General features: G+C 53.1%; 24 protein-coding genes and 5 tRNA genes. 24 read left to right on the top strand and 5 right to left on the bottom strand.

Going from position 1 to position 26,458, the window contains the following annotated elements:
- Window positions 1–2 precede the first annotated feature (2 nt).
- The 3 genes from odhB to sucD all read left to right on the top strand — a co-directional run bounded on the left by odhB (window position 3) and on the right by sucD (window position 3,341).
- Window positions 3–1,223 carry a 2-oxoglutarate dehydrogenase complex dihydrolipoyllysine-residue succinyltransferase gene (gene odhB, locus WB237_RS10720; protein WP_028019435.1) on the top strand — a complete coding sequence of 407 codons (1,221 nt, stop codon included), beginning with the start codon at window positions 3–5 and terminating at the stop codon, window positions 1,221–1,223.
- Between the two features lie 82 nt (window positions 1,224–1,305).
- Complete coding sequence (sucC, locus tag WB237_RS10715; RefSeq protein WP_006809579.1) at window positions 1,306–2,472, top strand: ADP-forming succinate--CoA ligase subunit beta; 1,167 nt, start codon at window positions 1,306–1,308, stop codon at window positions 2,470–2,472.
- Complete coding sequence (gene sucD, locus WB237_RS10710) at window positions 2,472–3,341, top strand: succinate--CoA ligase subunit alpha (RefSeq protein WP_008501094.1); 870 nt, start codon at window positions 2,472–2,474, stop codon at window positions 3,339–3,341. The genes sucC and sucD overlap by 1 nt, the downstream gene beginning before the upstream one ends.
- A gap of 83 nt (window positions 3,342–3,424) precedes the next feature.
- Here sucD and WB237_RS10705 read toward each other — a convergent pair whose 3' ends face one another.
- Window positions 3,425–4,141, bottom strand: coding sequence for a GntR family transcriptional regulator (locus WB237_RS10705; RefSeq protein WP_336212891.1), 717 nt, complete (start codon window positions 4,139–4,141; stop codon window positions 3,425–3,427).
- Window positions 4,142–4,310: 169 nt separating this feature from the next.
- On the opposite strand from WB237_RS10705, the gene mngA reads away from it, so the two are divergent.
- The 20 genes from mngA (at window position 4,311) to pnuC (ending at window position 21,092) form a co-directional block, all read left to right on the top strand.
- A complete protein-coding gene (gene mngA / locus WB237_RS10700) occupies window positions 4,311–6,227 on the top strand; it encodes a PTS 2-O-a-mannosyl-D-glycerate transporter subunit IIABC (protein ID WP_336212888.1) in 1,917 nt (638 codons plus the stop codon).
- Between the two features lie 22 nt (window positions 6,228–6,249).
- On the top strand, window positions 6,250–8,883 hold the full coding sequence (gene mngB / locus WB237_RS10695) for a mannosylglycerate hydrolase (RefSeq protein WP_336212886.1): 2,634 nt from the start codon (window positions 6,250–6,252) through the stop codon (window positions 8,881–8,883).
- A gap of 677 nt (window positions 8,884–9,560) precedes the next feature.
- Window positions 9,561–11,129 (top strand): cytochrome ubiquinol oxidase subunit I, encoded by a 1,569-nt coding sequence (cydA, locus tag WB237_RS10690; RefSeq protein ID WP_028019427.1) that lies wholly within the window; start codon window positions 9,561–9,563, stop codon window positions 11,127–11,129.
- Window positions 11,130–11,144: 15 nt separating this feature from the next.
- A complete protein-coding gene (gene cydB / locus WB237_RS10685) occupies window positions 11,145–12,284 on the top strand; it encodes a cytochrome d ubiquinol oxidase subunit II (protein ID WP_336212884.1) in 1,140 nt (379 codons plus the stop codon).
- Between the two features lie 14 nt (window positions 12,285–12,298).
- Window positions 12,299–12,412 (top strand): cytochrome bd-I oxidase subunit CydX, encoded by a 114-nt coding sequence (cydX, locus tag WB237_RS10680; protein ID WP_003858598.1) that lies wholly within the window; start codon window positions 12,299–12,301, stop codon window positions 12,410–12,412.
- Entirely contained in the window at window positions 12,412–12,702 is a 291-nt protein-coding gene (gene ybgE / locus WB237_RS10675; RefSeq protein WP_336212880.1) for a cyd operon protein YbgE, read from the top strand. Before cydX ends, ybgE begins: the two co-directional genes overlap by 1 nt.
- 148 nt (window positions 12,703–12,850) lie before the next feature.
- Window positions 12,851–13,255 (top strand): tol-pal system-associated acyl-CoA thioesterase, encoded by a 405-nt coding sequence (gene ybgC, locus WB237_RS10670; protein ID WP_003858593.1) that lies wholly within the window; start codon window positions 12,851–12,853, stop codon window positions 13,253–13,255.
- Window positions 13,252–13,944: a Tol-Pal system protein TolQ gene (gene tolQ / locus WB237_RS10665; protein WP_008501101.1), complete on the top strand. Its 693-nt coding sequence runs from the start codon at window positions 13,252–13,254 to the stop codon at window positions 13,942–13,944. Before ybgC ends, tolQ begins: the two co-directional genes overlap by 4 nt.
- A 3-nt stretch (window positions 13,945–13,947) precedes the next feature.
- Complete coding sequence (gene tolR, locus WB237_RS10660; RefSeq protein ID WP_003858589.1) at window positions 13,948–14,376, top strand: colicin uptake protein TolR; 429 nt, start codon at window positions 13,948–13,950, stop codon at window positions 14,374–14,376.
- A gap of 28 nt (window positions 14,377–14,404) precedes the next feature.
- Window positions 14,405–15,706, top strand: coding sequence for a cell envelope integrity protein TolA (gene tolA, locus WB237_RS10655; RefSeq protein WP_028019424.1), 1,302 nt, complete (start codon window positions 14,405–14,407; stop codon window positions 15,704–15,706).
- 134 nt (window positions 15,707–15,840) lie between these two features.
- Window positions 15,841–17,133 carry a Tol-Pal system beta propeller repeat protein TolB gene (gene tolB, locus WB237_RS10650; protein ID WP_028019423.1) on the top strand — a complete coding sequence of 431 codons (1,293 nt, stop codon included), beginning with the start codon at window positions 15,841–15,843 and terminating at the stop codon, window positions 17,131–17,133.
- A 35-nt stretch (window positions 17,134–17,168) separates the two neighbouring features.
- Complete coding sequence (gene pal, locus WB237_RS10645; RefSeq protein WP_003858578.1) at window positions 17,169–17,690, top strand: peptidoglycan-associated lipoprotein Pal; 522 nt, start codon at window positions 17,169–17,171, stop codon at window positions 17,688–17,690.
- A gap of 9 nt (window positions 17,691–17,699) precedes the next feature.
- Window positions 17,700–18,500: a cell division protein CpoB gene (gene cpoB / locus WB237_RS10640; protein ID WP_108090576.1), complete on the top strand. Its 801-nt coding sequence runs from the start codon at window positions 17,700–17,702 to the stop codon at window positions 18,498–18,500.
- Between the two features lie 161 nt (window positions 18,501–18,661).
- Window positions 18,662–18,737: transfer RNA gene (locus WB237_RS10635), tRNA-Lys, on the top strand.
- A gap of 27 nt (window positions 18,738–18,764) precedes the next feature.
- Window positions 18,765–18,840: transfer RNA gene (locus tag WB237_RS10630), tRNA-Val, on the top strand.
- Between the two features lie 3 nt (window positions 18,841–18,843).
- A tRNA-Lys gene (locus WB237_RS10625) sits at window positions 18,844–18,919 on the top strand.
- Between the two features lie 41 nt (window positions 18,920–18,960).
- Window positions 18,961–19,036: transfer RNA gene (locus WB237_RS10620), tRNA-Lys, on the top strand.
- A gap of 31 nt (window positions 19,037–19,067) precedes the next feature.
- A tRNA-Lys gene (locus tag WB237_RS10615) sits at window positions 19,068–19,143 on the top strand.
- A 163-nt stretch (window positions 19,144–19,306) separates the two neighbouring features.
- A complete protein-coding gene (gene nadA / locus WB237_RS10610; RefSeq protein ID WP_336212878.1) occupies window positions 19,307–20,350 on the top strand; it encodes a quinolinate synthase NadA in 1,044 nt (347 codons plus the stop codon).
- Window positions 20,351–20,372: 22 nt separating this feature from the next.
- Window positions 20,373–21,092 (top strand): nicotinamide riboside transporter PnuC, encoded by a 720-nt coding sequence (pnuC, locus tag WB237_RS10605; protein ID WP_336212877.1) that lies wholly within the window; start codon window positions 20,373–20,375, stop codon window positions 21,090–21,092.
- On the opposite strand, the gene zitB is transcribed toward pnuC, so the two are convergent.
- Window positions 21,089–22,018: a CDF family zinc transporter ZitB gene (zitB, locus tag WB237_RS10600; protein ID WP_336212876.1), complete on the bottom strand. Its 930-nt coding sequence runs from the start codon at window positions 22,016–22,018 to the stop codon at window positions 21,089–21,091. The genes pnuC and zitB overlap by 4 nt on opposite strands.
- Before the next feature lie 184 nt (window positions 22,019–22,202).
- Here zitB and aroG point away from each other — a divergent pair, with 184 nt between their 5' ends.
- A complete protein-coding gene (gene aroG, locus WB237_RS10595) occupies window positions 22,203–23,255 on the top strand; it encodes a 3-deoxy-7-phosphoheptulonate synthase AroG (protein WP_336212873.1) in 1,053 nt (350 codons plus the stop codon).
- A gap of 61 nt (window positions 23,256–23,316) precedes the next feature.
- Here the strand turns inward: aroG and gpmA are convergent, their stop codons facing one another.
- From gpmA to galK, 3 genes are all read right to left on the bottom strand, one after another.
- Window positions 23,317–24,069 carry a 2,3-diphosphoglycerate-dependent phosphoglycerate mutase gene (gene gpmA, locus WB237_RS10590; RefSeq protein ID WP_336212871.1) on the bottom strand — a complete coding sequence of 251 codons (753 nt, stop codon included), beginning with the start codon at window positions 24,067–24,069 and terminating at the stop codon, window positions 23,317–23,319.
- A 206-nt stretch (window positions 24,070–24,275) separates the two neighbouring features.
- A complete protein-coding gene (gene galM / locus WB237_RS10585; RefSeq protein WP_336212869.1) occupies window positions 24,276–25,316 on the bottom strand; it encodes a galactose-1-epimerase in 1,041 nt (346 codons plus the stop codon).
- Entirely contained in the window at window positions 25,310–26,458 is a 1,149-nt protein-coding gene (gene galK, locus WB237_RS10580) for a galactokinase (protein WP_336212868.1), read from the bottom strand. Before galK ends, galM begins: the two co-directional genes overlap by 7 nt.

Raw genomic sequence — 26,458 nt, 5'->3', positions numbered from 1 at the left:
TAATGAGTAGCGTAGATATTCTTGTTCCCGACCTGCCTGAATCTGTAGCAGATGCGACCGTCGCTACCTGGCACAAAAAACCAGGCGATGCCGTTAAGCGCGATGAAGTGCTGGTAGAAATCGAAACTGACAAAGTGGTACTGGAAGTACCGGCTTCGGCGGATGGTGTTCTGGATGCTGTGCTGGAAGATGAAGGCACAACCGTAACCTCTCGTCAGATCCTGGGTCGCCTGCGCGAAGGCAACAGCGCGGGCAAAGAGTCCAGCGCGAAATCTGAAGAGAAAGCCTCTACGCCGGCTCAACGCCAGCAGGCTTCTCTGGAAGAGCAGACCAACGACGCACTCAGCCCGGCGATCCGTCGCCTGCTGGCTGAGCACAACCTGGACGCGGCTGCTATTAAAGGCACCGGTGTGGGTGGTCGTCTGACCCGTGAAGATATTGAGAAGCACCTGGCGAAAGCGCCTGCGAAAGCAGAAGCGAAAGCCCCTGCGGCGGCACCAGCAGCACAGCCTGCTCTGGGTGCCCGTAGCGAAAAACGTGTGCCAATGACTCGCCTGCGTAAGCGTGTGGCTGAGCGTCTGCTGGAAGCGAAAAACTCCACCGCGATGCTGACCACCTTCAACGAAGTGAACATGAAGCCAATCATGGACCTGCGTAAGCAGTACGGTGACGCGTTTGAAAAACGTCACGGTATCCGTCTGGGCTTTATGTCCTTCTACGTCAAAGCGGTGGTTGAAGCGCTGAAACGCTACCCGGAAGTGAACGCGTCCATCGACGGTGATGACGTGGTTTACCACAACTACTTCGACGTCAGCATGGCGGTTTCTACTCCGCGCGGGCTGGTGACCCCGGTTCTGCGTGATGTGGATACCCTGGGTATGGCTGATATCGAGAAAAATATCAAAGAGCTGGCTGTGAAAGGCCGCGACGGCAAGCTGACCGTAGATGACCTGACCGGCGGTAACTTCACCATTACCAACGGCGGCGTATTCGGTTCGCTGATGTCTACCCCAATCATTAACCCGCCGCAGAGCGCGATCCTGGGTATGCATGCCATCAAAGATCGTCCTATGGCGGTAGACGGTAAAGTTGAGATCCTGCCGATGATGTACCTGGCACTGTCTTACGATCACCGTCTGATCGATGGCCGCGAGTCCGTGGGCTTCCTGGTGGCGATTAAAGAGCTGCTGGAAGATCCAACGCGTCTGCTGCTCGACGTCTAGTTTGCAGTCTTGCCCGGCGGCATATAGCTGCCGGGCCTATAAAAGCACGACCTAACGATTACCTGAAGGATGGATAGAACACATGAACTTACATGAATATCAGGCCAAACAGCTGTTTGCCCGGTATGGCTTACCGGCTCCGGTGGGTTATGCCTGTACTACCCCGCGTGAAGCAGAAGAAGCCGCATCTAAAATCGGTTCCGGCCCTTGGGTAGTTAAGTGTCAGGTTCACGCTGGTGGCCGTGGTAAAGCGGGCGGTGTGAAGGTTGTTAAGAGCAAAGAAGAGATTCGTGCGTTTGCTGAACATTGGCTCGGCAAGCGTCTGGTGACCTACCAGACAGATGCGAACGGCCAGCCGGTTAACCAGATCCTGGTAGAAGCCGCGACCGACATCGCGAAAGAACTGTACCTGGGTGCGGTTGTTGACCGTAGTTCCCGTCGCGTGGTGTTCATGGCGTCTACCGAAGGCGGCGTGGAAATCGAAAAAGTGGCAGAAGAAACCCCTCATCTGATCCACAAAGTGGCTATCGATCCGCTGGCAGGCCCAATGCCTTACCAGGGTCGTGAGCTGGCGTTCAAACTGGGTCTGGAAGGTAAACTGGTTCAACAGTTCACCAAGATCTTCATGGGTCTGGCGACCATCTTCCTGGAGCGCGACCTGGCGCTGATCGAGATCAACCCGCTGGTGATCACCACTCAGGGCGATCTGATCTGTCTCGACGGTAAACTGGGCGCTGACGGCAACGCACTGTTCCGCCAGCCGGATCTACGCGAAATGCGTGACCAGTCTCAGGAAGACCCGCGTGAAGCGCAGGCTGCACAGTGGGAACTGAACTACGTGGCACTGGATGGCAACATCGGCTGCATGGTTAACGGTGCGGGCCTGGCAATGGGCACCATGGACATCGTTAAACTGCACGGCGGTGAGCCAGCAAACTTCCTCGACGTAGGCGGTGGCGCAACCAAAGAGCGCGTAACCGAAGCGTTCAAAATCATCCTGTCTGACGACAACGTGAAGGCCGTTCTGGTTAACATCTTCGGCGGTATCGTACGTTGTGACCTGATCGCCGACGGTATCATCGGTGCAGTGGAAGAAGTGGGTGTTAACGTTCCGGTGGTTGTGCGTCTGGAAGGTAACAACGCTGAACTCGGCGCGAAAAAACTGGCTGACAGCGGCCTGAATATTATTGCAGCGAAAAGTCTGACGGATGCAGCTCAGCAGGTTGTTGCCGCAGTGGAGGGGAAATAATGTCCGTTTTAATTAATAAAGATACCAAGGTTATCTGCCAGGGCTTCACCGGTAGCCAGGGGACTTTCCACTCCGAGCAGGCGATTGCCTACGGTACGCAGATGGTTGGCGGCGTAACGCCAGGTAAAGGTGGCACCACGCATCTGGGTCTGCCAGTCTTCAACACCGTGCGCGAAGCGGTAGAAGCGACGGGCGCAACCGCGACCGTTATCTACGTTCCGGCACCGTTCTGCAAAGACTCCATCCTGGAAGCAATCGACGCAGGCATCAAACTGATTATCACCATCACCGAAGGTATCCCGACGCTGGATATGCTGACCGTGAAGGTGAAGCTGGATGAAGCTGGCGTGCGTATGATCGGCCCGAACTGTCCAGGCGTTATCACTCCAGGCGAATGCAAAATCGGCATCATGCCAGGTCACATTCACAAGCCGGGCAAAGTGGGCATCGTTTCCCGTTCCGGTACGCTGACCTATGAAGCGGTCAAACAGACCACCGATTACGGCTTCGGCCAGTCCACCTGTGTAGGCATCGGCGGTGACCCGATCCCGGGCTCTAACTTCATCGACATCCTGAAGCTGTTCCAGGAAGATCCACAGACCGAAGCGATCGTGATGATCGGTGAGATCGGTGGTAGCGCTGAAGAAGAAGCGGCTGCTTACATCAAAGAACACGTAACCAAGCCGGTTGTCGGTTATATCGCGGGTGTGACTGCACCGAAAGGTAAGCGTATGGGTCACGCAGGCGCGATTATCGCGGGCGGTAAAGGTACGGCTGATGAGAAATTCGCAGCGCTGGAAGCCGCAGGCGTGAAAACCGTTCGCAGCCTGGCGGATATCGGCGAAGCACTGAAATCCATCATTAAGTAAGTCCTCTCTGCTCCCCGAAAGGGGGGCGTTGAAGCATAAAAATGTCCGTTTCGACATGGTTGGCCGCTGTAAAGCGGCCTTTTTTATTGTTTGCGTTTAGCGACCAGAGTGAATTTGTAGTCGTCGGTGTTAAACACGTTGCGGCTAAATTCAAATACACGGCCATCTTTCAGAAACCCGCGGGACACTTTTTCCAGTATCGGTTTTGCCGGATCAAGCGCCAGTGCGGCGATGGCTTCTTGCGAAGGCATGATCGGCACCAGCTCCTGCTCACTGCGGTCGATAACCATCTTTTTAATCTGTTCGATGTAATGATATTTGGAGTTTTCCATCACGGCCCAGGTGAGGTCGTCGAACATTGCCAGCGGCATCCACGTCTCTTCCAGATTCACAGGTTTTTGCTTAATAAAACGCACGCGTTTGATATGCCAGACGTTGTCATCAGGGCGAATGTTCAGCTTTTCCGCGAGTTTCTCATCTGCTTTGATCACTTCGAATGTTTTTACGTCGCTATGGGTATCAACATTTCGATCCGCCAGTTTTTCGTAAAAGCCGGTGAGTTGATAAATGTCGTAATTAACGCGCTCCTCTTTGACATAGGAGCCACTGCCCTGAATGCTCTCAATAATGTGCTCTTCGGTGAGCAGTTTCAGTGCCTGTCTCACCGTTACCCGACTCACGCTAAAGGCGTCCTGCAGACTGGATTCCGTCGGTAATGCATCACCAGGTTTTAACTCACCGGCGTTGATTTGCTCGCGAAGTGCATCGGCTATCTGCCGGTACATCGGTTTGTTGCCCATATCATCTGCCTTTCTAATACCTTTTAACAGAATTATGCCTTCAGACTAAAATTTGTAAATAATACAAATTAAATACAAATTGTGTTTTAGGTGAAAGTGATCACATAAATGTATTGTTTTGTCTGCCACACTCGATCCCGAACAATAACCATTGAGTGTGAGGATCTTTATGGACCTGACGACCCTGACCCATCCCAGCGCAGTCTGCGTGCAGGCGCGGTATACCAGTCGCGATGAGGCAATACGCCAGCTCACCCAGCGGCTGGTGGCACTGGGCAAAATTGCAGATGGCGAGACATTTTTGGCTGATGTCTTTCACCGGGAATCGCTTGGCCCTACCGCGCTGGGAGAAGGCCTGGCGGTACCGCATGGCAAATCTGGCGCAGTGAAAGACGCCGCTTTTGCGGTGGCAACATTACGGGAGCCGCTGGCCTGGGAAGGAGTCGATGGCCCGGAAAACGTCGAGCTGATTGTCCTGCTCGCCATTCCCCCGGCTGAGGCGGGCTCAACGCATATTCAGGTGTTAACGGAGCTGACGTCTCGCCTGGCGGATGATGCCCTCCGGGCGCGGGTGATGGCGGCAACCACGGCAGAAGCGCTGCTTGCCGCGTTAAATGATGCGCCACGGGATGAAGACGTTATCGCGTCAGAAGATGCGCCCACTGTCGTCTGTGTGACGGCGTGTCCGGCCGGGATTGCGCATACCTACATGGCTGCTGAGTACCTTGAAAAAGCCGGGCGCAAACTCGGCGTGAACGTGGTGGTTGAAAAACAGGGGGCGAACGGCATTGAAGGACGCCTTACCCCTGAGCAACTGCAGGAAGCTCGCGCCTGTATTTTTGCGGCAGAGGTGGCTATCAAGGAAAGTGAGCGTTTTCAGGGGATTCCCTCGCTATCAGTGCCTGTCGCGGAACCGCTGCGACATGCTGAGGCGTTGATTGAGCGCGCGCTCGCATTACAGCCCTCACTGGTGGCGCGCCCTGTGCAAACAGAAAATGAGGCGAGAAAAAGCGTTAAAACGGAACTCAAGCAGGCGCTTCTCAGTGGGATCTCCTTTGCGGTGCCGCTTATTGTCGCCGGAGGCACGGTGCTGGCCGTCGCAGTGTTACTGGCGCAGATTTTTGGATTGCAGCATCTGTTCGATCAGGAAAATTCGTGGCTGTGGATGTACCGCAAACTCGGTGGCGGCATGCTCGGCATTTTGATGGTGCCTGTGCTGGCAGCCTACACAGCGTACTCGCTTGCGGACAAACCCGCGCTGGCTCCAGGCTTCGCTGCCGGTTTTGCTGCCAACATGATCGGCTCAGGTTTTTTGGGGGCGATCGCAGGTGGTTTGATTGCGGGTTATCTGATGCGTTGGGTGAAAAACCATATCCGTCTCAATAATCGCTACAACGGTTTCTTAACCTATTACCTCTACCCGGTTCTCGGTGTGCTGGGCGCGGGCAGTCTAATGCTGTTTGTGATTGGCGAGCCGGTAGCATGGCTGAACAACTCTCTGACGGCCTGGCTTAACGGTCTATCCGGCGCCAATGCGCTATTACTCGGTACGCTCCTCGGTTTTATGTGTCCGTTCGATCTGGGCGGGCCTGTCAATAAAGCAGCGTACGCATTCTGTCTGGGGGCAATGGCCAACGGTGTATATGGCCCTTACGCCATTTTTGCCTCTGTCAAAATGGTATCTGCCTTTACCGTCACAGCGTCAACGATGCTGGCCCCGCACCTCTTCAAACAGTTTGAAATCGAAACCGGTAAATCAACGTGGCTTCTCGGGCTGGCGGGCATCACAGAAGGGGCGATCCCAATGGCGATTGAAGATCCTGTCCGGGTTATTGGTTCGTTTGTGCTTGGATCGATGGCAACGGGCGCAATAGTGGGTGCGATGGGGATCGGGTTGTCTACGCCAGGAGCGGGTATTTTCTCCCTCTTTTTACTCCATGACGCGGGGCTGGGCGGTGTGGTCGCTGCGGCAGGCTGGTTCTCTGCGGCATTGGCAGGAACCACCCTCTCTACGCTCGTTTTGCTGTTCTGGCGACGTCAGGCCGTCAGAAAGGGCAAATACATGACAGAAGACGTTACGCCTTAAAACTCACGAACAGGAAACGAAGATGAAAGCTGTATCTCGCGTTCATATTACGCCGCATATGCACTGGGACCGTGAGTGGTACTTCACCACCGAGGAGTCGCGTATTCTTCTGGTCAATAATATGGAAGAGATCCTGACCCGCCTCGAGCAGGATGACGAATATAAATATTATGTCCTTGATGGGCAGACGGCGGTACTGGAGGATTACTTCGCCGTGGTGCCTGAAAACCGGCCACGGGTGAAGGCGCTGGTCGAGCGTGGAAAGCTGATTATCGGTCCGTGGTATACCCAGACCGATACCACGATTGTCAGTGGTGAGTCGATTGTCCGCAACCTTATGTACGGCATGCGTGACTGCATGGCGTTAGGTGAACCGATGAAAATTGGCTATCTGCCGGACTCGTTTGGTATGTCCGGGCAACTTCCGCATATCTACAACGGGTTTGGCATCACCCGTGCCCTGTTCTGGCGTGGGTGTTCTGAACGTCACGGAACCGATAAAACCGAGTTTTTATGGCAGAGTACAGACGGCAGCGAAGTGACGACACAGGTGCTGCCGTTGGGCTACGCGATTGGTAAGTACTTACCGGAGGACGAAGACGGGTTGCGGAAACGACTCGACAGCTATTTTGATGTGCTGGAAAGCGCCTCCGTCACCAAAGAGATTTTGCTGCCTAACGGTCACGACCAGATGCCATTACAGCAGAATATTTTTGCGGTGATGGATAAGCTTCGTGAAATCTATCCGCAGCGTCAATTTGTAATGAGTCGGTTTGAGGACGTCTTTGAATATATTGAGGCACGCCGTGGGGAGTTGGCGACGCTGAAAGGGGAGTTTATTGACGGGAAATACATGCGCGTGCACCGGACAATCGGCTCGACACGCATGGACATCAAAATCGCCCATGCGCGCATTGAGAACAAAATCGTCAATATCCTTGAGCCGCTGGCGACGCTCGCCTGGACGCTGGGCTTCGACTATCACCACGGTTTACTGGAAAAAATGTGGAAAGAGATCCTCAAAAACCACGCTCACGATAGCATCGGCTGCTGTTGCAGTGACAAGGTGCATCGAGAGATTGTCTCCCGGTTCGAACTGGCCGAAGACATGGCCGATAACCTGTCGCGTTTCTATATGCGCAAGATTGTCGACAACATGCCACAAAGTGATACCGATAAGCTGGTCATGTTCAACCTGATGCCCTGGCCGCGTGAAGAGGTGATGAACACTACGATACGTCTGCGCGCCAGCCAGTTCCGCCTGCTTGATGAGAAAGGCAACGAGATCCCATATTTCATCCGTAGTGCACGTGAGCTCGACCCAGGTCTTATTGACCGGCAGATTGTCCATTATGGTAATTACGAACCGTTTATGGAGTTTGATATCCAGTTGAATCAAATCCTGCCGTCGATGGGGTACCGAACGCTGCTTATCGAACCTAACGTAGCAGGGAAGGTGCTCTCTCCGCTGGAAAACACCGAGTCCCTACTTGAAAACGCCATCTGGCAGATTGACTTAAATGACGACGGTACGCTGCGCCTGCGCGACAAAGAAACCGGGCTTATTTATGACCGCGTACTGGAAATCGAAGAGAGCTCTGATGATGGCGATGAATACGACTACTCGCCTTCTCGGGAAGAGTGGAGACTCACTTCAGCAGAGGGCGAGCACGAAGTTGAGGTGGTGCATGAGGGTTGGCGGAGCAGGGCGATAATCCATCATCGGCTCGCCGTTCCGGCAAATCTGGCCGAGCGTTCGGCGCGTCAGCGAAAGGGGTCTCTTGACGTAGCGTTTGAAGTCACTCTCACGCACAACAGCAGGCGCATTGATGTTGACGTGCGTCTGGATAATCAGGCAGATGATCACCGTGTACGGGTGCTCATCCCTACGCCATTTACCACGCAAGAGGTGCTGTCTGATACGCAGTTTGGTTCCATCACCCGCCCGGTACAGGACCCGGCGATGGAAAACTGGCAGGAAGAGGGCTGGAAAGAAGCGCCGGTGCCCGTCTGGAATCTACTGAACTACGCCGTTCTTCGGGAAAGGCGAAACGGACTTGCGCTGTTCACTGAGGGTCTGCGCGAATTTGAGGTGGTGGGCGAGAACAAAAAAGCCTTTGCCTTGACCCTAGTGCGCGGCGTGGGATTACTCGGCAAGGAGGAGCTGTTGTTGCGGCCAGGCAGACCGTCGGGGATCAAACTGCCCGTTCCTGACTCTCAGGTGCGCGGCCGGTTAACCTGTCGTTTTAGCCTGTTCAGTTTCAGTGGAACGCCGGAAAACGCGGGTGTCGCGCAGCAGGCCAAATCGTGGTTAACGCCCGTGCAGTGCTATAACAAAATTCCCTGGGATGCGATGAAACTGAATCGCTCGTCGTTTACCACGCCGGAAAGTTACAGTCTGTTAGCTCTTTCGCCCACGGGATGCGTGCTCAGTGCCCTCAAGAAGGCGGAAGATCGTGACGAGCTTATTCTTCGCTTGTTCAATCCTTCGGCGTTCAGCGCATGTGACACGACGTTATCAGTGAACCCGACGGTGAAACGGTGCTGCGAGACGGATATGAATGAACGGATAACGGGCAGGGAAGAGGTGCAGGGCATTGTGGGGGCGTTTAGACCTGGAGAGTCACGCACTTTTAGCCTCCTTATTGACCGGTAGTCGGTGATGCCCGTAAAAGGCTACAGGGAGTGTGGCCTTTTAAACTAAATAGTCACGGAGTGGTGTTAACTTATGGGGTAATAAAGGTGAATTAAATGTAATTTTGCGGTTTTGCGGAAGAAAAATGGAAAAATAATTAGGGAAGACTATTCTTTATTGTTTACCTCTATGTGAAATGGCATTGTTCTGCTGCGTTAATTAAAATCACTTCTGTTCATATTTTTTCCCGTCTTCGATAACCAATTACACTTTCGAACGCACATGTCATTAACAAGAATTTTACCATTCTTACCATGATTAAACATGGTTAACATTGAAGTTTGTTTTTGATTTAAATCAAAGTTTAATCCTTGGAAAAAGGTACTGAAAAGCGCTAAATTGTCCCCGATCAAAATGGCCGAAAAGTGGTAATTTTGCTATAAATTGATCACCGTCGAAAAACGTAAATGTGATTCAATAAAAACCTGTTTATTGTAAGGGTTTTGCAGCGTATTATATTTGCGGGATCAATTTGAGTTTTTTATTAACGTATTTGTAACCTGACGTCATCGTTTTTATCCTCCCTCAGGGTAATAACGACGACAGGGATGCGAATAATTTGTATTGGGGCATGCGTGTGGATCTCTCTCTGACGGGGTTCACTCTCGGAGTCTTCATGCGATGAGCAAGGAGTCATGATGTTAGATATAGTCGAACTGTCGCGCTTACAGTTTGCCTTGACCGCGATGTACCACTTCCTGTTTGTGCCGCTGACGCTCGGTATGGCGTTCCTGCTGGCCATCATGGAAACGGTATACGTTCTCTCCGGCAAACAGATTTATAAAGATATGACCAAGTTCTGGGGCAAGTTGTTTGGTATCAACTTCGCTCTGGGTGTGGCTACCGGTCTGACCATGGAGTTCCAGTTCGGGACTAACTGGTCTTACTATTCCCACTATGTAGGGGATATCTTCGGTGCGCCGCTGGCCATTGAAGGTTTGATGGCCTTCTTCCTCGAATCCACCTTTGTAGGTCTGTTCTTCTTCGGTTGGGACCGTCTGGGTAAAGTCCAGCATATGGCAGTGACCTGGCTGGTGGCATTAGGTTCGAACCTGTCCGCGCTGTGGATCCTGGTGGCGAACGGCTGGATGCAAAACCCAATCGCGTCTGATTTCAACTTCGAAACTATGCGTATGGAGATGGTCAGCTTTGCCGAGCTGGTACTGAACCCGGTTGCGCAGGTTAAATTCGTTCACACTGTGGCATCTGGCTATGTGTGTGGTGCGATGTTTATCCTGGGTATCAGTTCTTACTACATGCTGCGTGGTCGTGACTTTGCATTTGCTAAGCGTTCTTTCGCCATCGCTGCAAGTTTCGGTATGGCTGCAATCCTCTCTGTTATCGTCCTGGGTGATGAATCCGGTTACGAAATGGGTGACGTGCAGAAAACCAAACTGGCTGCTATCGAAGCTGAATGGGAAACGCAACCGGCCCCTGCTGCCTTTACCCTGTTCGGTATCCCGGATCAGGATGCGCAGCAAAACCACTTCGCCATTCAAATTCCTTACGCGCTGGGTATCATCGCAACCCGTTCTGTTGACAAACAGGTGACGGGGCTGAAAGAGCTGATGGTGCAGCATGAAGGCCGTATCCGTAACGGTATGAAAGCTTACGCGCTGCTGGAACAGTTGCGTGCTGGCTCGACCGATCAGGCCGTCCGTGACCAGTTCAACGACGTGAAGAAAGATCTGGGTTACGGTTTGCTGCTGAAGCGCTATACCCCGAACGTGTCTGATGCGACGGAAGCACAGATCCAGATGGCAACCAAAGACTCCATTCCGCGTGTTGCACCGCTGTACTTCGCATTCCGTATCATGGTGGGCTGCGGCATCATCATGCTGCTGATCATCGCGGCGTCCTTCTGGTCTGTTATCCGCAACCGCATCGGCGAGAAGAAATGGCTGCTGCGTACCGCGCTGTACGGTATTCCACTGCCGTGGATCGCAATTGAGTCCGGTTGGTTTGTTGCAGAGTATGGCCGTCAGCCATGGGCGATTGGTGAGGTGCTGCCAACTGCGGTAGCGAACTCCTCCCTGACAGCAGGCGACCTGATCTTCTCCATGCTGCTGATTTGTGGTCTGTACACCCTGTTCCTGGTGGCTGAACTGTTCCTGATGTTCAAGTTCGCGCGCCTTGGCCCAAGCAGCCTGAAAACCGGTCGCTATCACTACGAGCAGTCCACTGCGACTACTCAGCCGGCACGCTAAGACAGGAGTCATCAAATGATCGATTATGAAGTATTGCGTTTTATCTGGTGGCTGTTGATCGGCGTTCTGCTGATCGGTTTCGCTGTCACGGATGGTTTCGACATGGGGGTGGGGATGCTCACCCGTTTCCTCGGTCGTAATGACACCGAGCGTCGAATCATGATCAACTCCATCGCCCCACACTGGGACGGTAACCAGGTGTGGCTGATCACCGCAGGCGGCGCGCTGTTCGCTGCCTGGCCGATGGTCTACGCGGCTGCGTTCTCCGGTTTCTATGTGGCGATGATTCTGGTGCTGGCATCTTTATTCTTCCGTCCGGTTGGTTTCGACTACCGTTCCAAGATTGAAGACACCCGCTGGCGCAACATGTGGGACTGGGGCATCTTCATTGGTAGCTTCGTTCCACCGCTGGTGATCGGCGTGGCGTTCGGTAACCTGTTGCAGGGCGTACCGTTCCACCTGGACGAATACATGCGTCTTTACTACACCGGTAACTTCTTCCAGCTGCTGAATCCGTTTGGTCTGCTGGCGGGTGTGGTGAGCGTAGCGATGATCATCACTCAGGGTGCAACCTATCTGCAGATGCGTACTGTCGGTGAATTGCACCTGCGTTCTCGCGCGACGGCTCAGGTTGCTGCGCTGGTTACGCTGGTCTGCTTCGCACTGGCGGGTGTGTGGGTAGTGTACGGTATTGATGGTTACGTGGTGACATCTGCCATTAACCATACTGCGCCGTCTAACCCGCTGACCAAAGAAGTGGCGCGTCAGGCCGGTGCATGGCTGGTGAACTTCAACACGACGCCTGAGCTGTGGGCTATCCCGGCTCTGGGCGTGCTGCTGCCGCTGCTGACGGTTCTGACGTCTCGTCTGGAAAAAGGTGCCCTGGCGTTTGTGTTCTCTTCACTGACCCTGGCGTGCATCATCCTGACTGCAGGTATTGCTATGTTCCCATTCGTCATGCCATCCAGCACTATGCTGAATGCTAGCCTGACCATGTGGGATGCGACTTCCAGCCATATGACGCTGAACTTAATGACCTATGTTGCTTGCGTATTCGTGCCGATTGTTCTGGCCTACACCATCTGGTGTTACTGGAAAATGTTCGGACGTATTACTAAAGAACATATCGAAAGCAACACCCACTCTATGTACTAAGTAAGGAGCTGAATATGTGGTATTTCGCATGGATTTTAGGGACGCTTCTTGCCTGTGCTTTTGGTGTCATCACTGCCCTGGCGCTTGAGCACGTTGAAGCGACTAAAGCGGGTGAAGAAAAACACTAATGAACATTATCGCAAGGTTATATGCGGTAATGGATAAGCGCCCGTTACGGGCGCTTTCTTTAGTGATGGCATTACTGCTGGCAGGTTGTATCTTCTGGGACCCTTCGCGCTTTGCAGCGAAAACCAGCGAGCTTGAAATCTGGCACGGTTTCCTCATTATGTGGGCGGTGTGCGCAGGTGTGATTCACGGCGTGGGCTTTCATCCGAAAGCTGTTCACTGGCAGGGCATCTTCTGTCCGCTGATTGCCGATCTCGTTCTGCTTGCTGGATTGATTTTCTTCTTCTTCTGAATAAGAAATGTCCGTTAACGATATGGGCTTACCCGAGCCCATAAAAATTTACTCTCCGTTTACTTTCTCCCATTCCAAACCACCTTTCCCGCGCGTATAGTAGCGAAGTTTAAAAGAGTTAACTTTTATTGCATTACCGGGATGTAAAGTGAATACAACGCTGTTTCGATGGCCGGTTCGTGTCTACTACGAAGATACCGATGCCGGTGGTGTGGTTTACCACGCCAGCTACGTTGCTTTTTATGAACGGGCACGCACAGAGATGCTGCGCCATCATCACTTTAGTCAACAGGTGCTGTTGGCTGAGCGAGTTGCCTTCGTGGTACGCAAGATGACGCTTGAGTATTTTGCGCCTGCCAGACTCGACGATATGCTCGAAGTCCAAACTGAAATTACATCAATGCGCGGGACCTCACTGGTTTTCACGCAGCGGATAGTCAATGCAGAGAACACCGTACTGAACTCAGCTGAGGTACTGATTGTCTGTGTTGATCCAACCATAATGAAGCCTCGTGCGCTTCCTAAGTCTATTGTCGCGGAGTTTAAGCAGTGACTGACATGAATATCCTTGATTTGTTCCTGAAGGCAAGCCTTCTGGTTAAACTTATCATGTTGATTTTGATTGGTTTTTCAATCGCATCCTGGGCCATCATTATCCAGAGAACGCGTATCCTCAATGCCGCTGGCCGTGAAGCTGAAGCGTTTGAAGATAAGTTCTGGTCGGGTATCGAGCTTTCTCGTCTGTACCAGGAAAGCCAGGGACGCCGTGAAAACCTTACAGGCTCCGAGCAAATTTTCTATAGCGGTTTCAAAGAGTTTGCGCGTCTGCATCGTGCAAATAACCATGCGCCGGAAGCGGTTGTAGAAGGTGCCTCGCGTGCGATGCGTATCTCCATGAACCGTGAACTGGAAAACCTTGAAACGCACATTCCTTTCCTGGGGACTGTAGGTTCTATCAGCCCGTATATCGGTCTGTTTGGTACGGTGTGGGGGATCATGCACGCCTTCATCGCACTCGGTGCGGTGAAGCAGGCGACATTGCAGATGGTTGCCCCGGGTATTGCAGAAGCACTGATTGCGACCGCTATCGGTCTGTTTGCGGCAATCCCGGCGGTTATGGCTTACAACCGTCTGAACCAGCGCGTGAACAAACTGGAACTGAACTACGACAACTTTATGGAAGAGTTCACTGCGATTCTGCACCGTCAGGCGTTTACCAGCACCGAGAGTAACAAGGGGTAAACCATGGCCAGATCGCGTGGACGAGGTCGTCGCGAGCTCAAGTCCGAAATCAATATCGTTCCACTGCTGGACGTGCTGTTGGTACTGCTGCTGATCTTCATGGCGACAGCGCCAATCATTACCCAGAGCGTGGAAGTGGATCTGCCAGATGCGACAGAATCACAGGCGGTGAGCACCAATGACGATCCTCCGGTCATCATTGAGGTTTCCGGCGTAGGGCAATACAGCGTGGTGGTAGAAAAAGATCGTATGGATCAGTTACCTCCTGAGCAGGTTATTGCTGAAGCACAGCGTCGCCTGGAGTCAAATCCGAAAACGGTCTTCTTAATCGGTGGCGCAAAAGACGTACCATACGATGAAATTATTAAAGCGCTGAACTTGCTACATAGTGCGGGTGTTAAGTCAGTTGGCTTAATGACTCAACCTATTTGATCATCCGCGTAGTTTTTGGGAACCGATAGTGTCAAAGGCAACCGAACAGAACGACAAGCTTAAGCGAGCGATAATCGTCTCCGCAGTGCTGCACGTTATTCTCTTTGCAGCGCTGATCTGGAGTTCGTTCGACGAGCATATTGATGCATCAGCCGGCGGCGGTGGAGGCTCTTCCATTGACGCCGTGATGGTGGATCCCGGTGCGGTAGTACAGAACTATAATCGCCAACAACAGCAGAAGGCGAGTGCCAAACGGGCTGAAGAGCAGCGTGAAAAACAGGCGCAACAGCAAGCGGAAGAACTGCGTGAAAAGCAGGCCGCAGAGCAGGAGCGTTTGAAGCAGCTTGAGAAAGAACGTTTGCAGGCGCAGGAAGCGGCGAAAGAGCAGGCACAGCAGCAGAAACAAGCTGAAGAGGCTGCGAAGAAAGCCCAGGAACAGCAAAAGCAGGCAGAAGAAGCGGCAGCAAAAGCCGCAGCGGACGCCAAAGCGCAGGCTGATGCCCAGGCCAAATTAGCGGCCGAAGCGGCGAAGAAAGCCGCTGCTGATGCTCAGAAGAAAGCTGAAGCGGAAGCCGCGAAGAAAGCCGCCGCTGATGCCCAGAAGAAAGCTGAAGCGGAAGCCGCGAAGAAAGCCGCCGCTGATGCTCAGAAGAAAGCTGAAGCAGAAGCCGCGAAAAAAGCCGCTGCTGATGCTCAGAAGAAAGCTGAAGCCGAAGCCGCTAAGAAAGCTGCTCAGGAAGCAGAGAAAAAAGCTGCTGCTGACGCCGCGAAGAAAGCCGCTGCCGCAGAGAAAGCCGCTGCAGAGAAAGCGGCAGCCGCTGAAAAGGCTGCAGCTGACAAAAAAGCTGCAGCTGAGAAGGCTGCTGCCGATAAGAAAGCCGCGGCTGAAAAAGCGGCTGCGAAAAAGGCTGCTGCTGCGGAGAAAGCCGCTGCCGCTGCGGGCGTTGACGACCTGCTGGGCGATCTCAGTTCTGGTAAGAATGCGCCGAAAACTGGTGGTGGGGCGAAAGGAAACAACGCAGCACCGACGGGAAGTGGTAACACTAAGAGTAACGGCGCGTCAGGGGCTGAAATCAACGGTTATGCCTCGCAGATTAAATCCGCTATTGAAAGCCGATTCTATGATGCGTCGTCTTATGCCGGTAAAACCTGTACGTTGCGTATAAAACTGGCTCCAGACGGCATGCTGTTAGATATTAAGTCTGAAGGTGGCGACCCGGCTTTATGTACTGCGGCCCTGGCGGCAGCGCGTCAGGCGAAGATGCCTAAACCGCCGTCTCAGGCAGTCTATGAAGTCTTCAAAAATGCACCACTGGACTTCAAACCTTAAGTTACATTTTCCCCGTGCAAACGGGGAAAAATAGACCAGGTTTAGTCACAGGGTTCAGGTAGTTTTGTCTATTTGGGTTTGTTAACATTCTGCTAAATTATCGTGGGTAAGGTTACCCGGATAAGGGAGATATGATGAAGCAGGCATTACGTGTAGCATTTGGTTTTTTAATGCTGTGGGCAGCAGTACTGCACGCAGAAGTACGTATCGAGATCACCCAGGGGGTGGACTCGGCACGCCCAATCGGGGTTGTTCCGTTCCAGTGGGCCGGTCCTGGCGCTGCGCCTGAAGATGCTGGTGGCATCGTGGCGGCTGACCTGCGTAACAGCGGTAAATTCAACCCGTTAGACCGTTCTCGTCTGCCTCAGCAGCCGGGCAGTGCGCAGGAAGTACAGCCTGCAGCATGGTCTGCTCTGGGAATTGATGCCGTGGTTGTGGGTCAGGTTACGCCTAACCCGGACGGCTCTTACAACGTGGCCTGGCAACTGGTTGATACCGGTGGTGCGCCGGGTACCGTTCTGGCACAGAACTCCTACAAGGTCACTAAGCAGTACCTGCGCTACGCGGCTCACGCTGCCAGCGATGCGGTATTCGAAAAACTGACAGGCATTAAAGGTGCATTCCGTACCCGTATTGCCTATGTGGTTCAGACCAACGGTGGTCAGTTCCCTTACGAACTGCGTGTATCTGACTATGACGGTTACAACCAGTTCCTGGTGAAACGTTCTTCCCAGCCTCTGATGTCTCCAGCATGGTCTCCGGACGGTTCTAAGCTGGCGTATGTAACCTTCGAAAGCGGCCGTTCAGCGCTGGTTATCCAGACGCTGGCAAACGGTGCTGTTCGTCAGGTGGCGTCGTTCCCTCGTCACAACGGTGCACCTTCATTCTCTCCGGATGGGTCAAAACTGGCGTTTGCGCTGTCTAAAACCGGTAGCCTGAACCTGTACGTGATGGACATTGGTTCTGGCCAGATTCGCCAGGTGACTGATGGTCGTAGCAACAATACCGAACCTTCATGGTTCCCGGACAGCCAAAATCTGGCATTTACCTCTGACCAGGCAGGCCGTCCGCAAATCTATAAAGTGAATGTCAACGGCGGTGCTCCGCAGCGTATTTCCTGGGAAGGTACACAGAACCAGAACGCAGACGTGAGCAGCGACGGTAAGTTTATGGTAATGGTGAGCTCCAATGGTGGGCAGCAGCACATTGCCAAACAAGATCTGGTAGCGGGTGGCGTGCAAGTTCTGTCGTCAACGTTCCTGGATGAAACGCCAAGTCTGGCACCTAACGGCACTATGGTAATCTACAGCTCTTCTCAGGGGATGGGATCTGTGCTGAATCTGGTTTCTACAGATGGGCGTTTCAAAGCGCGTATTCCGGCAACTGATGGACAGGTAAAATCACCTGCCTGGTCGCCGTATCTGTAAATAATAATTAATTGATTACTAAAGGAATCATAGAAATGCAACTGAACAAAGTGCTGAAGGGGCTGATGATCGCTCTGCCTGTAATGGCAATCGCAGCGTGTTCTTCCAACAAGAACGCAAGCAATGACCAGAGCGGCGAAGGCATGATGGGTGCCGGCACCGGTATGGACGCGAACGGCAATGGCAACATGTCTTCTGAAGAGCAAGCGCGTCTTCAGATGCAGCAGCTGCAGCAGAACAACATCGTTTACTTCGATCTGGATAAATACGACATCCGTTCTGACTTCGCTGCGATGCTGGATGCGCACGCTAACTTCCTGCGTAGCAACCCATCTTACAAAGTCACCGTAGAAGGTCACGCGGACGAACGTGGTACTCCTGAGTACAACATCTCCCTGGGTGAACGTCGTGCTAACGCTGTTAAAATGTACCTGCAGGGTAAAGGCGTTTCTGCTGACCAGATCTCCATCGTTTCTTACGGTAAAGAAAAACCTGCAGTACTGGGTCACGACGAAGCGGCTTACTCCAAAAACCGTCGTGCCGTACTGGTTTACTAAGAGAATTGCATGAGCAGTAACTTCAGACATCATCTGTTGAGTCTGTCGTTACTGGTTGGAATAGCGGCCCCCTGGGCCGCTTTTGCTCAGGCACCAATCAGTAGTGTCGGCTCAGGCTCGGTAGAAGACCGGGTCACTCAACTCGAGCGTATTTCTAACGCTCACAGCCAGCTTTTAACCCAACTCCAGCAACAACTTTCCGATAACCAAAACGATATTGACTCTCTCCGTGGCCAGATTCAGGAAAGTCAGTATCAGCTTAACCAGGTTGTGGAACGCCAGAAGCAAATCTTGTTGCAGATAGATAGCCTGAGCAGCGGTGGTGGTGCAGCACAAGCACAGCCGGCAGCGGGCGATCAGAGCGGGGCAGCAACTTCTGCGCCAGCCCCGGCGGCTGATGCTTCTGCTTCAACAGGAGCGCCTGTACAAAGCGGTGACGCGAATACAGACTATAACGCGGCCATTGCCCTGGTGCAGGATCAATCTCGTCAGGATGACGCGATTGCGGCGTTTCAGAACTTTGTTAAGAAATACCCTGATTCCACTTATCAGCCAAATGCGAACTACTGGCTTGGTCAGCTGAATTACAACAAGGGTAAAAAGGACGATGCGGCGTTTTATTTTGCCTCTGTGGTGAAAAATTACCCGAAATCGCCAAAAGCGCCAGATGCGATGTATAAGGTCGGCGTGATCATGCAGGACAAAGGCGACACTGCGAAAGCCAAAGCGGTTTATCAGCAGGTGGTCTCAAAATTCCCGGGTACCGAAGGTGCTAAGCAGGCGCAAAAACGTCTGAATTCGATGGGATGATTATCGCATGACCAGAAATCGCGTTATTTCTGGTCGTGCAGCATGATTACTAAGCAGTTAAGTGATCTTCATCGAAATTTTTGTTGCGCTGAATTCTTAAATCAGTAATATATGCCGCCGTTGCCACGGGATATCAAACAACGTGAAAACAGCGTAAAAGTGGGTCGTTAGCTCAGTTGGTAGAGCAGTTGACTTTTAATCAATTGGTCGCAGGTTCGAATCCTGCACGACCCACCACTTAACGCATTATCGGCAGTACAGAGTGGGTGATTAGCTCAGTTGGTAGAGCATCTCCTTTACACGGAGGGGGTCGGCGGTTCGAGCCCGTCATCACCCACCACTCGGGTCGTTAGCTCAGTTGGTAGAGCAGTTGACTTTTAATCAATTGGTCGCAGGTTCGAATCCTGCACGACCCACCAATTTTATTGGTTCCGAGTGATAATTCAGGCAACACCCGAATGGGTCGTTAGCTCAGTTGGTAGAGCAGTTGACTTTTAATCAATTGGTCGCAGGTTCGAATCCTGCACGACCCACCAGCCTGAATAAATTTGAAGTACATCCCGCAAGGGGTCGTTAGCTCAGTTGGTAGAGCAGTTGACTTTTAATCAATTGGTCGCAGGTTCGAATCCTGCACGACCCACCAGTGTAAAAAGGCGCCCTAAAGGCGCCTTTTTGCTATCCATTTCGATGACATTTCCTCGTAAATTCGCTATCTTGTTTAGTATACAAAACACAATTGCCGTCCGTTTTGCTATGTCATGCAAATGAAAGGCAATATTGTTAAGCCCGTAAAACGAGAAGCCATAATGAGTGTGATGTTTGATCCTGAAGCCGCAATCTATCCGTTTCCGCCAAAGCCTGTTCCACTGAGCCTGGATGAAAAGCAATTCTACCGTGAGAAGATCAAACAACTTCTCAAAGAGCGAGACGCGGTAATGGTGGCGCATTACTACACCGACCCGGAAATTCAGCAACTGGCGGAAGAGACCGGGGGGTGTATTTCTGACTCACTGGAGATGGCACGCTTCGGTGCAAAACATCCCGCTTCGACGTTACTGGTTGCTGGCGTACGTTTTATGGGCGAAACGGCGAAGATCCTGAGCCCTGAAAAAACCATTCTGATGCCGACGCTTAATGCGGAGTGTTCACTCGATCTCGGCTGCCCGATTGACGAATTCACGGCCTTCTGTGACGCCCATCCTGACCGGACCGTGGTGGTTTACGCTAATACCTCTGCGGCGGTAAAAGCGCGGGCTGACTGGGTGGTCACGTCAAGTATCGCCGTTGAGCTTATCGAACATCTGGACAGCCTGGGTGAGAAGATTATCTGGGCACCGGACCGTCATCTCGGAAATTATGTCCAGAAGCAGACCGGGGCAGACGTTCTTTGCTGGCAGGGCGCCTGTATTGTACATGATGAATTCAAGACGCAGGCACTGGCGCGCATGAAGGCGCTTTATCCTGACGCCGCCATTCTTGTTCATCCTGAATCACCGCAGTCTATTGTCGACATGGCGGATGCCGTGGGTTCAACCAGCCAACTTATCAACGCGGCCAGAACGCTACCCCATAAACAGCTCATCGTGGCGACCGATCGCGGTATCTTCTATAAGATGCAGCAGGCCGTGCCGGAGAAAGAGCTTCTGGAAGCGCCTACAGCGGGTGAGGGGGCAACGTGTCGCAGCTGCGCACATTGTCCGTGGATGGCGATGAACGGCCTGAAGGCAATTGCCGAAGGGCTTGAGACAGGCGGTGCAGCACATGAAATCCATGTGGATGCCGCTCTGCGTGAAGGTGCGTTAATTCCGCTTAACCGCATGCTGGATTTTGCGGCTACACTACGTACTTAATTCAAAACGCCCTGGGGAAAAGATGGATTTTTTTAGTACGCAGAACATTCTGGTTCATATACCGATTGGTGCAGGTGGCTATGACCTGTCATGGATTGAGGCCGTTGGTACGCTGGCGGGATTATTGTGTATCTGGCTGGCGAGCCTTGAGAAGATCAGCAATTACGCGTTTGGGCTGATTAACGTTACGCTGTTTGCGATTATCTTCTTCCAGATCCAGCTATACGCCAGCCTGCTTTTGCAGCTGTTCTTCTTCGCCGCCAATATTTACGGCTGGTACGCGTGGTCGCGTCAGAACAGTCAGCAGGAGGCGGAGCTGCAAATCCGCTGGCTGCCCTTGCCGAAAGCTATCGCCTGGTTTGTCGCCTGCATGGTCGCTATTGGTTTAATGACTGTCTATATCAACCCGGTATTTGCTTTCCTGACCCGCATAGCGGTGTCGGTGATGTCTGGTATGGGGTTGAATGTGGCTATGCCTTCGCTTCAGCCAGATGCTTTCCCGTTCTGGGATTCCTGCATGATGGTGTTGTCGATTGCCGCGATGATCCTGATGACCCGTAAGTACGTTGAGAACTGGCTGCTGTGGGTCATCATCAATGTCATCAGCGTGGTGATCTTCGCCCTGCAGGGCGTCTATGCGATGTCACTGGAATATCTGCTGCTGACCTTCATTGCGTTGAACGGTAGCCGGATGTGGATTAACAGCGCGCGTGAGCGAGGCTCTCACGCGCTTTCCAGCTAATGGTGATGATGTGAATGGCCGGACTGCGCCTCATTCAGGTGGCAGTCCGGTCCGTTACACGGCTGATACTCCATCTGGATGGTCGCATGGCCAATCTCATAGTGATGTTCAAGAAAGTGCTTGATCCGTTCAAGCAGCGCATCATGGTCATGAGGTGGGATCACCTGAACGTGCAACGTCATAACCGGTTTCTCCCCCACCAGCCAGACGTGCACGTGATGCACATTGCGGACTTCCGGGACAGAACGGTGCAGGTTACGTTTCAACTCAGCAATATCTATTGATGTTGGTGCTCCTTCAAGTAGTTCATTGACGCTCTCCTTCAGCAGTCGCCAGGCGCTACGCAGTACCAGACACGACACCAGCACTGAAAGAATCGGGTCGGCAGGCGTCCAGCCGGTATAGAGGATCACCAGCGCGGCCACAATCGCGCCCACTGAACCGAGCAAATCACCCAGCACATGCAGGGCTGCCGCGCGCACGTTGAGGTTCTTTTCCGCACTTCCTCGGTGCAAAATCCAGAAAGCCAGAATATTAGCCAACAGCCCTGCCACGGCGATGACCATCATTGTCATCCCCGCAACGGGTTGCGGGTGTCTGAAACGCTGGAAGGCCTCCCAGACGATAAGAATGGTAATGATAACCAGCGCAATGGCGTTAACAAAGGCGGCAAGCGTGGTAAGTCTGAGCCAGCCAAATGTATGACGGGCGTTTGGCGGACGACGTGCAAACTGTACTGCCAGCAGCGCAAACAGCAGAGCTGCGGCGTCGGTAAGCATATGACCGGCGTCTGCCAGCAGAGCCAGAGAGCCTGAAACCAGCCCACCAATGACCTCGATGACCATGAACGTTGCGGTGACGCCGAAAGCCAGAGTCAGTCGTTTAGCGTTTTCGTCCCCGGAAGCGTGCGAATGAGAGTGCGCCATATCTATTTTCCTGGTTCATTTTTAGGTTAAGTGTAGAGTTTTTAATGTGTTAGACAAACGTATTTTTTGGTGTGTTTCTGCAAATCCGGGAGAGAGTGTAAAAGGTGGTTTACACTAAGCGGAGAGCAAGTTAGATTGAGGGGATTGCATTCACTACTAGAGTTATGGCAGAGCTGGAAAGAAAATGAATTATCAGAATGACGATTTACGTATCAAAGAGATCAACGAGTTATTACCTCCTGTAGCACTCCTTGAGAAATTCCCCGCCACTGAAAATGCCGCAAACACGGTTTCTCATGCTCGTAAAGCGATCCATAAGATCCTGAAAGGTAATGATGATCGTCTTCTGGTGGTGATTGGTCCTTGTTCTATTCACGACCCGGCAGCCGCGAAAGAGTACGCGGCCCGTCTGCTCACCTTGCGAGAAGAGTTGAAAGACGAGCTGGAGATCGTCATGCGCGTTTATTTTGAAAAACCGCGTACCACCGTGGGATGGAAAGGTCTGATTAACGATCCGCACATGGACAACAGCTTCCAGATCAACGACGGTCTGCGCATTGCACGCAAATTACTGCTCGAAATCAACGACAGTGGCCTGCCGGCAGCCGGTGAGTTTCTGGACATGATCACGCCGCAGTACCTGGCTGACCTGATGAGTTGGGGCGCAATTGGCGCACGTACCACGGAATCGCAGGTTCACCGCGAACTGGCGTCCGGTCTCTCTTGCCCGGTGGGTTTCAAAAACGGGACTGACGGCACCATTAAGGTGGCTATCGACGCCATCAACGCAGCGGGCGCGCCGCACTGCTTCCTGTCCGTGACCAAATGGGGTCACTCCGCCATCGTTAACACCAGCGGTAACGGTGATTGCCATATCATTCTGCGCGGCGGCAAAGAGCCAAACTACAGTGCAAAACATGTGGCGGAAGTGAAAGTCGGTCTGGAAAAAGCCGGGCTGCCACCGCAGATGATGATTGACTTCAGCCACGCGAACTCCAGCAAACAGTTTAAAAAGCAGATGGAAGTGGGGGCAGATGTCTGCCAGCAGATTGCTGGCGGTGAGAAGGCGGTGATTGGGGTGATGATCGAAAGCCATCTGGTTGAGGGTAACCAGAACCTGGAAGGCAGCGAGCCGCTTGTCTATGGCAAGAGCGTGACGGATGCCTGCATCGGCTGGGAAGATACCGACACGATCCTGCGTCAGCTGGCGAATGCGGTAAAAGCCCGTCGCGGCTGAATAATCAGGGACAAATAAAAAAGCGCGGAAGGTTCCGCGCTTTTTTTATGTCGGGCGAAAATTACTTCGCTTTACCCTGGTTCGCGACAGCCGCTGCTTTCGCCGCGATCTCTTCTGCGTTACCCAGATAGTAGTGTTTGATTGGCTTGAAGTTTTCGTCGAACTCATACACCAGCGGTACGCCAGTCGGGATGTTCAGTTCGAGGATTTCGTCTTCACCCATGTTATCCAGGTATTTCACCAGCGCACGCAGGGAGTTACCGTGAGCTGCGATGATCACGCGCTCGCCGTTTTTCAGGCGTGGCAGAATGGTTTCGTTCCAGTAAGGCACAACGCGATCGATGGTCAGCGCCAGGCTCTCGGTGGTTGGCAGCTCAGCGTCGGTCAGTTTCGCATAACGCGGGTCGTGGCCCGGGTAGCGCTCGTCATCTTTAGTCAGCTCTGGTGGGGTGATTGCGAAGCCGCGACGCCACTGTTTAACCTGCTCGTCACCATATTTCTCAGCGGTTTCCGCTTTGTTCAGGCCCTGCAGCGCACCGTAGTGACGCTCGTTCAGTTTCCAGGATTTCTCAACCGGCAGCCAGGCCTGATCCAGTTCGTCCAGCACGTTCCACAGGGTGTGGATGGCACGTTTCAGCACAGAGGTGTAAGCAAAATCAAAGCTGAAGCCTTCTTCCTTCAGCAGTTTGCCTGCTGCTTTTGCTTCGCTTACGCCTTTCTCGGACAGATCAACGTCGTACCAACCGGTAAAGCGGTTTTCGTTGTTCCACTGGCTTTCGCCGTGACGCACCAGAACCAGCTTAGTAATAGCCATCTCTTACTCCTCAAGCATTTTTAGAATGATAACAATTCTCATTATATTGCCGTGGCGGTGCCACCAGCAACGCTTAACCCTAACCATAGCGAAAATAGTCTCTGAGTGTAAGATGCTTGTGAATCCAGGGTTATGATTTTGTCTGCGATCGGCGCTATTTTCAGCAAGGCGAGCAGAAAAAAGCCCTCCGACAGGAGGGCTGGAAATCAATGCGGGATAAAATGGTATTCCGTCACGCTGACGTACTCTTCTCCCGGGCGCAGCACACAGTCTGGCTGCGGCCATTCCGGATGATTGGGGCTGTCCGGCAGGAATTCGCTTTCCAGCGCCAGGCCTTGCCAGTCGCTATACTCATCGTGTTCGCGCGCTGTCGTGCCGCCAAGGTAGTTGCCTGAGTAGAATTGCAGGGCAGGGGCTGTGGTATACACCGTCATTTGCAGTTTCTCATCCGCAGACCAGACCTGTGCGGCAGGTTGTTTCACATCACCTTTTGCCTGCAGCAGGAAAGCGTGGTCGTAACCTTTCACATTGCGCTGATCGTCATCGCTCAGGAAATCCTGGGCGATAGTCTTCGCGCTGCGGAAGTCAAAGCTGGTGCCGCTCACGTCTTTGAGGCCCTGATAAGGAATACCCATCTCGTCAACCGGCAAATACGCATCCGCCAGGATCTGCAGCTTGTGGTTGCGCACGTCGCACTGGTTACCGTCCAGATTAAAGTACGCGTGATTGGTCAGGTTAACCGGACACGGTTTGTCGACCGTCGCACGGTACTCAATGGCGATACGGTTGTCGTCGGTCAGCGTAAAGCGCGCGGAGGCGATAAGGTTCCCCGGGAAGCCCTGATCGCCATCAAGCGAATCCAGTGAGAACAACACCTCCCCATCGTTTTGCCGAACAATCTTCCAGCGGCGTTTGTCAAACCCGTCCGGACCACCGTGCAACTGGTTCTCACCCTGACTTGGAAGCAGAGAATACTGCACGCCGTCGAGTTCAAAATGGCTCTTCGCGATGCGGTTAGCGTAGCGCCCTACAGACGCGCCCAGATAGGCGGACTGATTGACATACTGCTCAGGTGAGGCACAGCCGAGCAGGGTTTCGCGCACGCTGCCGTCCGGCATCGGTACGCGGGCAGAAAGCAGGGTAGCACCCCAGTCCATCAGCGTAACCACCATCCCTGCGCTGTTGCGCAGGGTTAACAGGCGATACGGCAGACCATCCGGTGCAAGGGTAGGTGTTTCGTTTAGCACTGTCCGGCTCCTTGTGATGCTTTACACACGTAGAACGTTTCTTTAATACCTGTTTTCGCTTCGTATTGTTTCTCTACCGCCTGCTGGACGGCAGGAACCAGTTCTTCCGGCACCAGGGCAACAATGCAGCCCCCGAAGCCACCGCCGGTCATACGCACGCCACCTTTCTCGCCGATGGTGGCTTTGACGATGTCCACCAGGGTGTCAATTTGTGGAACGGTGATCTCGAAATCATCGCGCATGGAGGCGTGCGATTCCGCCATCAACTCACCCATACGTTTCAGATCACCTTTCGCCAGCGCGGACGCGGCTTCGACGGTTCGGGCGTTCTCCGTCAGCACGTGACGAACGCGTTTGGCGACGACCGGATCCAGCTCGTGGGCCACCTTATTGAATTCATTAAGCGTCACGTCGCGCAGGGCGGGTTGCTGGAAGAAGCGCGCACCGGTTTCGCACTGCTGGCGGCGGGTATTGTACTCGCTCCCCACCAGCGTGCGTTTAAAGTTACTGTTGATAATAATGACCGCGGCACCTTTTGGCAGCGGAACGGCTTTGGTGCCAAGCGAGCGGCAGTCGATCAGCAGCGCGTGCTCTTTTTTGCCCAACGCGGAGATCAGCTGATCCATAATGCCGCAGTTGCAGCCCACGAACTGGTTTTCTGCTTCCTGACCGTTCAGGGCGATTTGCGCGCCATCCAGCGGCAGATGATAAAGCTGCTGGAACACGGTTCCCACGGCGACTTCCAGAGAGGCAGAGGAGCTTAAGCCTGCACCCTGTGGTACGTTGCCACTGATAACGAGATCTGCACCGCCAAAGTTCTTGTTACGTTTCTGCAGGTGCTTCACCACGCCGCGCACGTAGTTAGACCATTGCTGGCTGTCGTGCGTCACAATCGGGGCATCGAGAGAAAACTCGTCTGTCTCATTGCCGTAATCCGCCGCAATCACGCGGACGTTGCGGTCGTCGCGCTTTGCACAGCTGATGACGGTCTGGTAATCAATGGCACAAGGCAGCACAAAACCGTCGTTGTAGTCGGTATGTTCACCAATCAGGTTGACGCGGCCAGGCGCCTGGATAACGTGGGTGGCAGGGTAGCCAAATTTTTCAGCAAACAGGGATTGTGTTTTATCTTTCAGACTCAT

The organism is Enterobacter sp. P82 (assembly GCF_037053385.1).
Classification (GTDB): domain Bacteria; phylum Pseudomonadota; class Gammaproteobacteria; order Enterobacterales; family Enterobacteriaceae; genus Enterobacter.
This window is presented reverse-complemented; position numbering and strand designations above follow the sequence as displayed.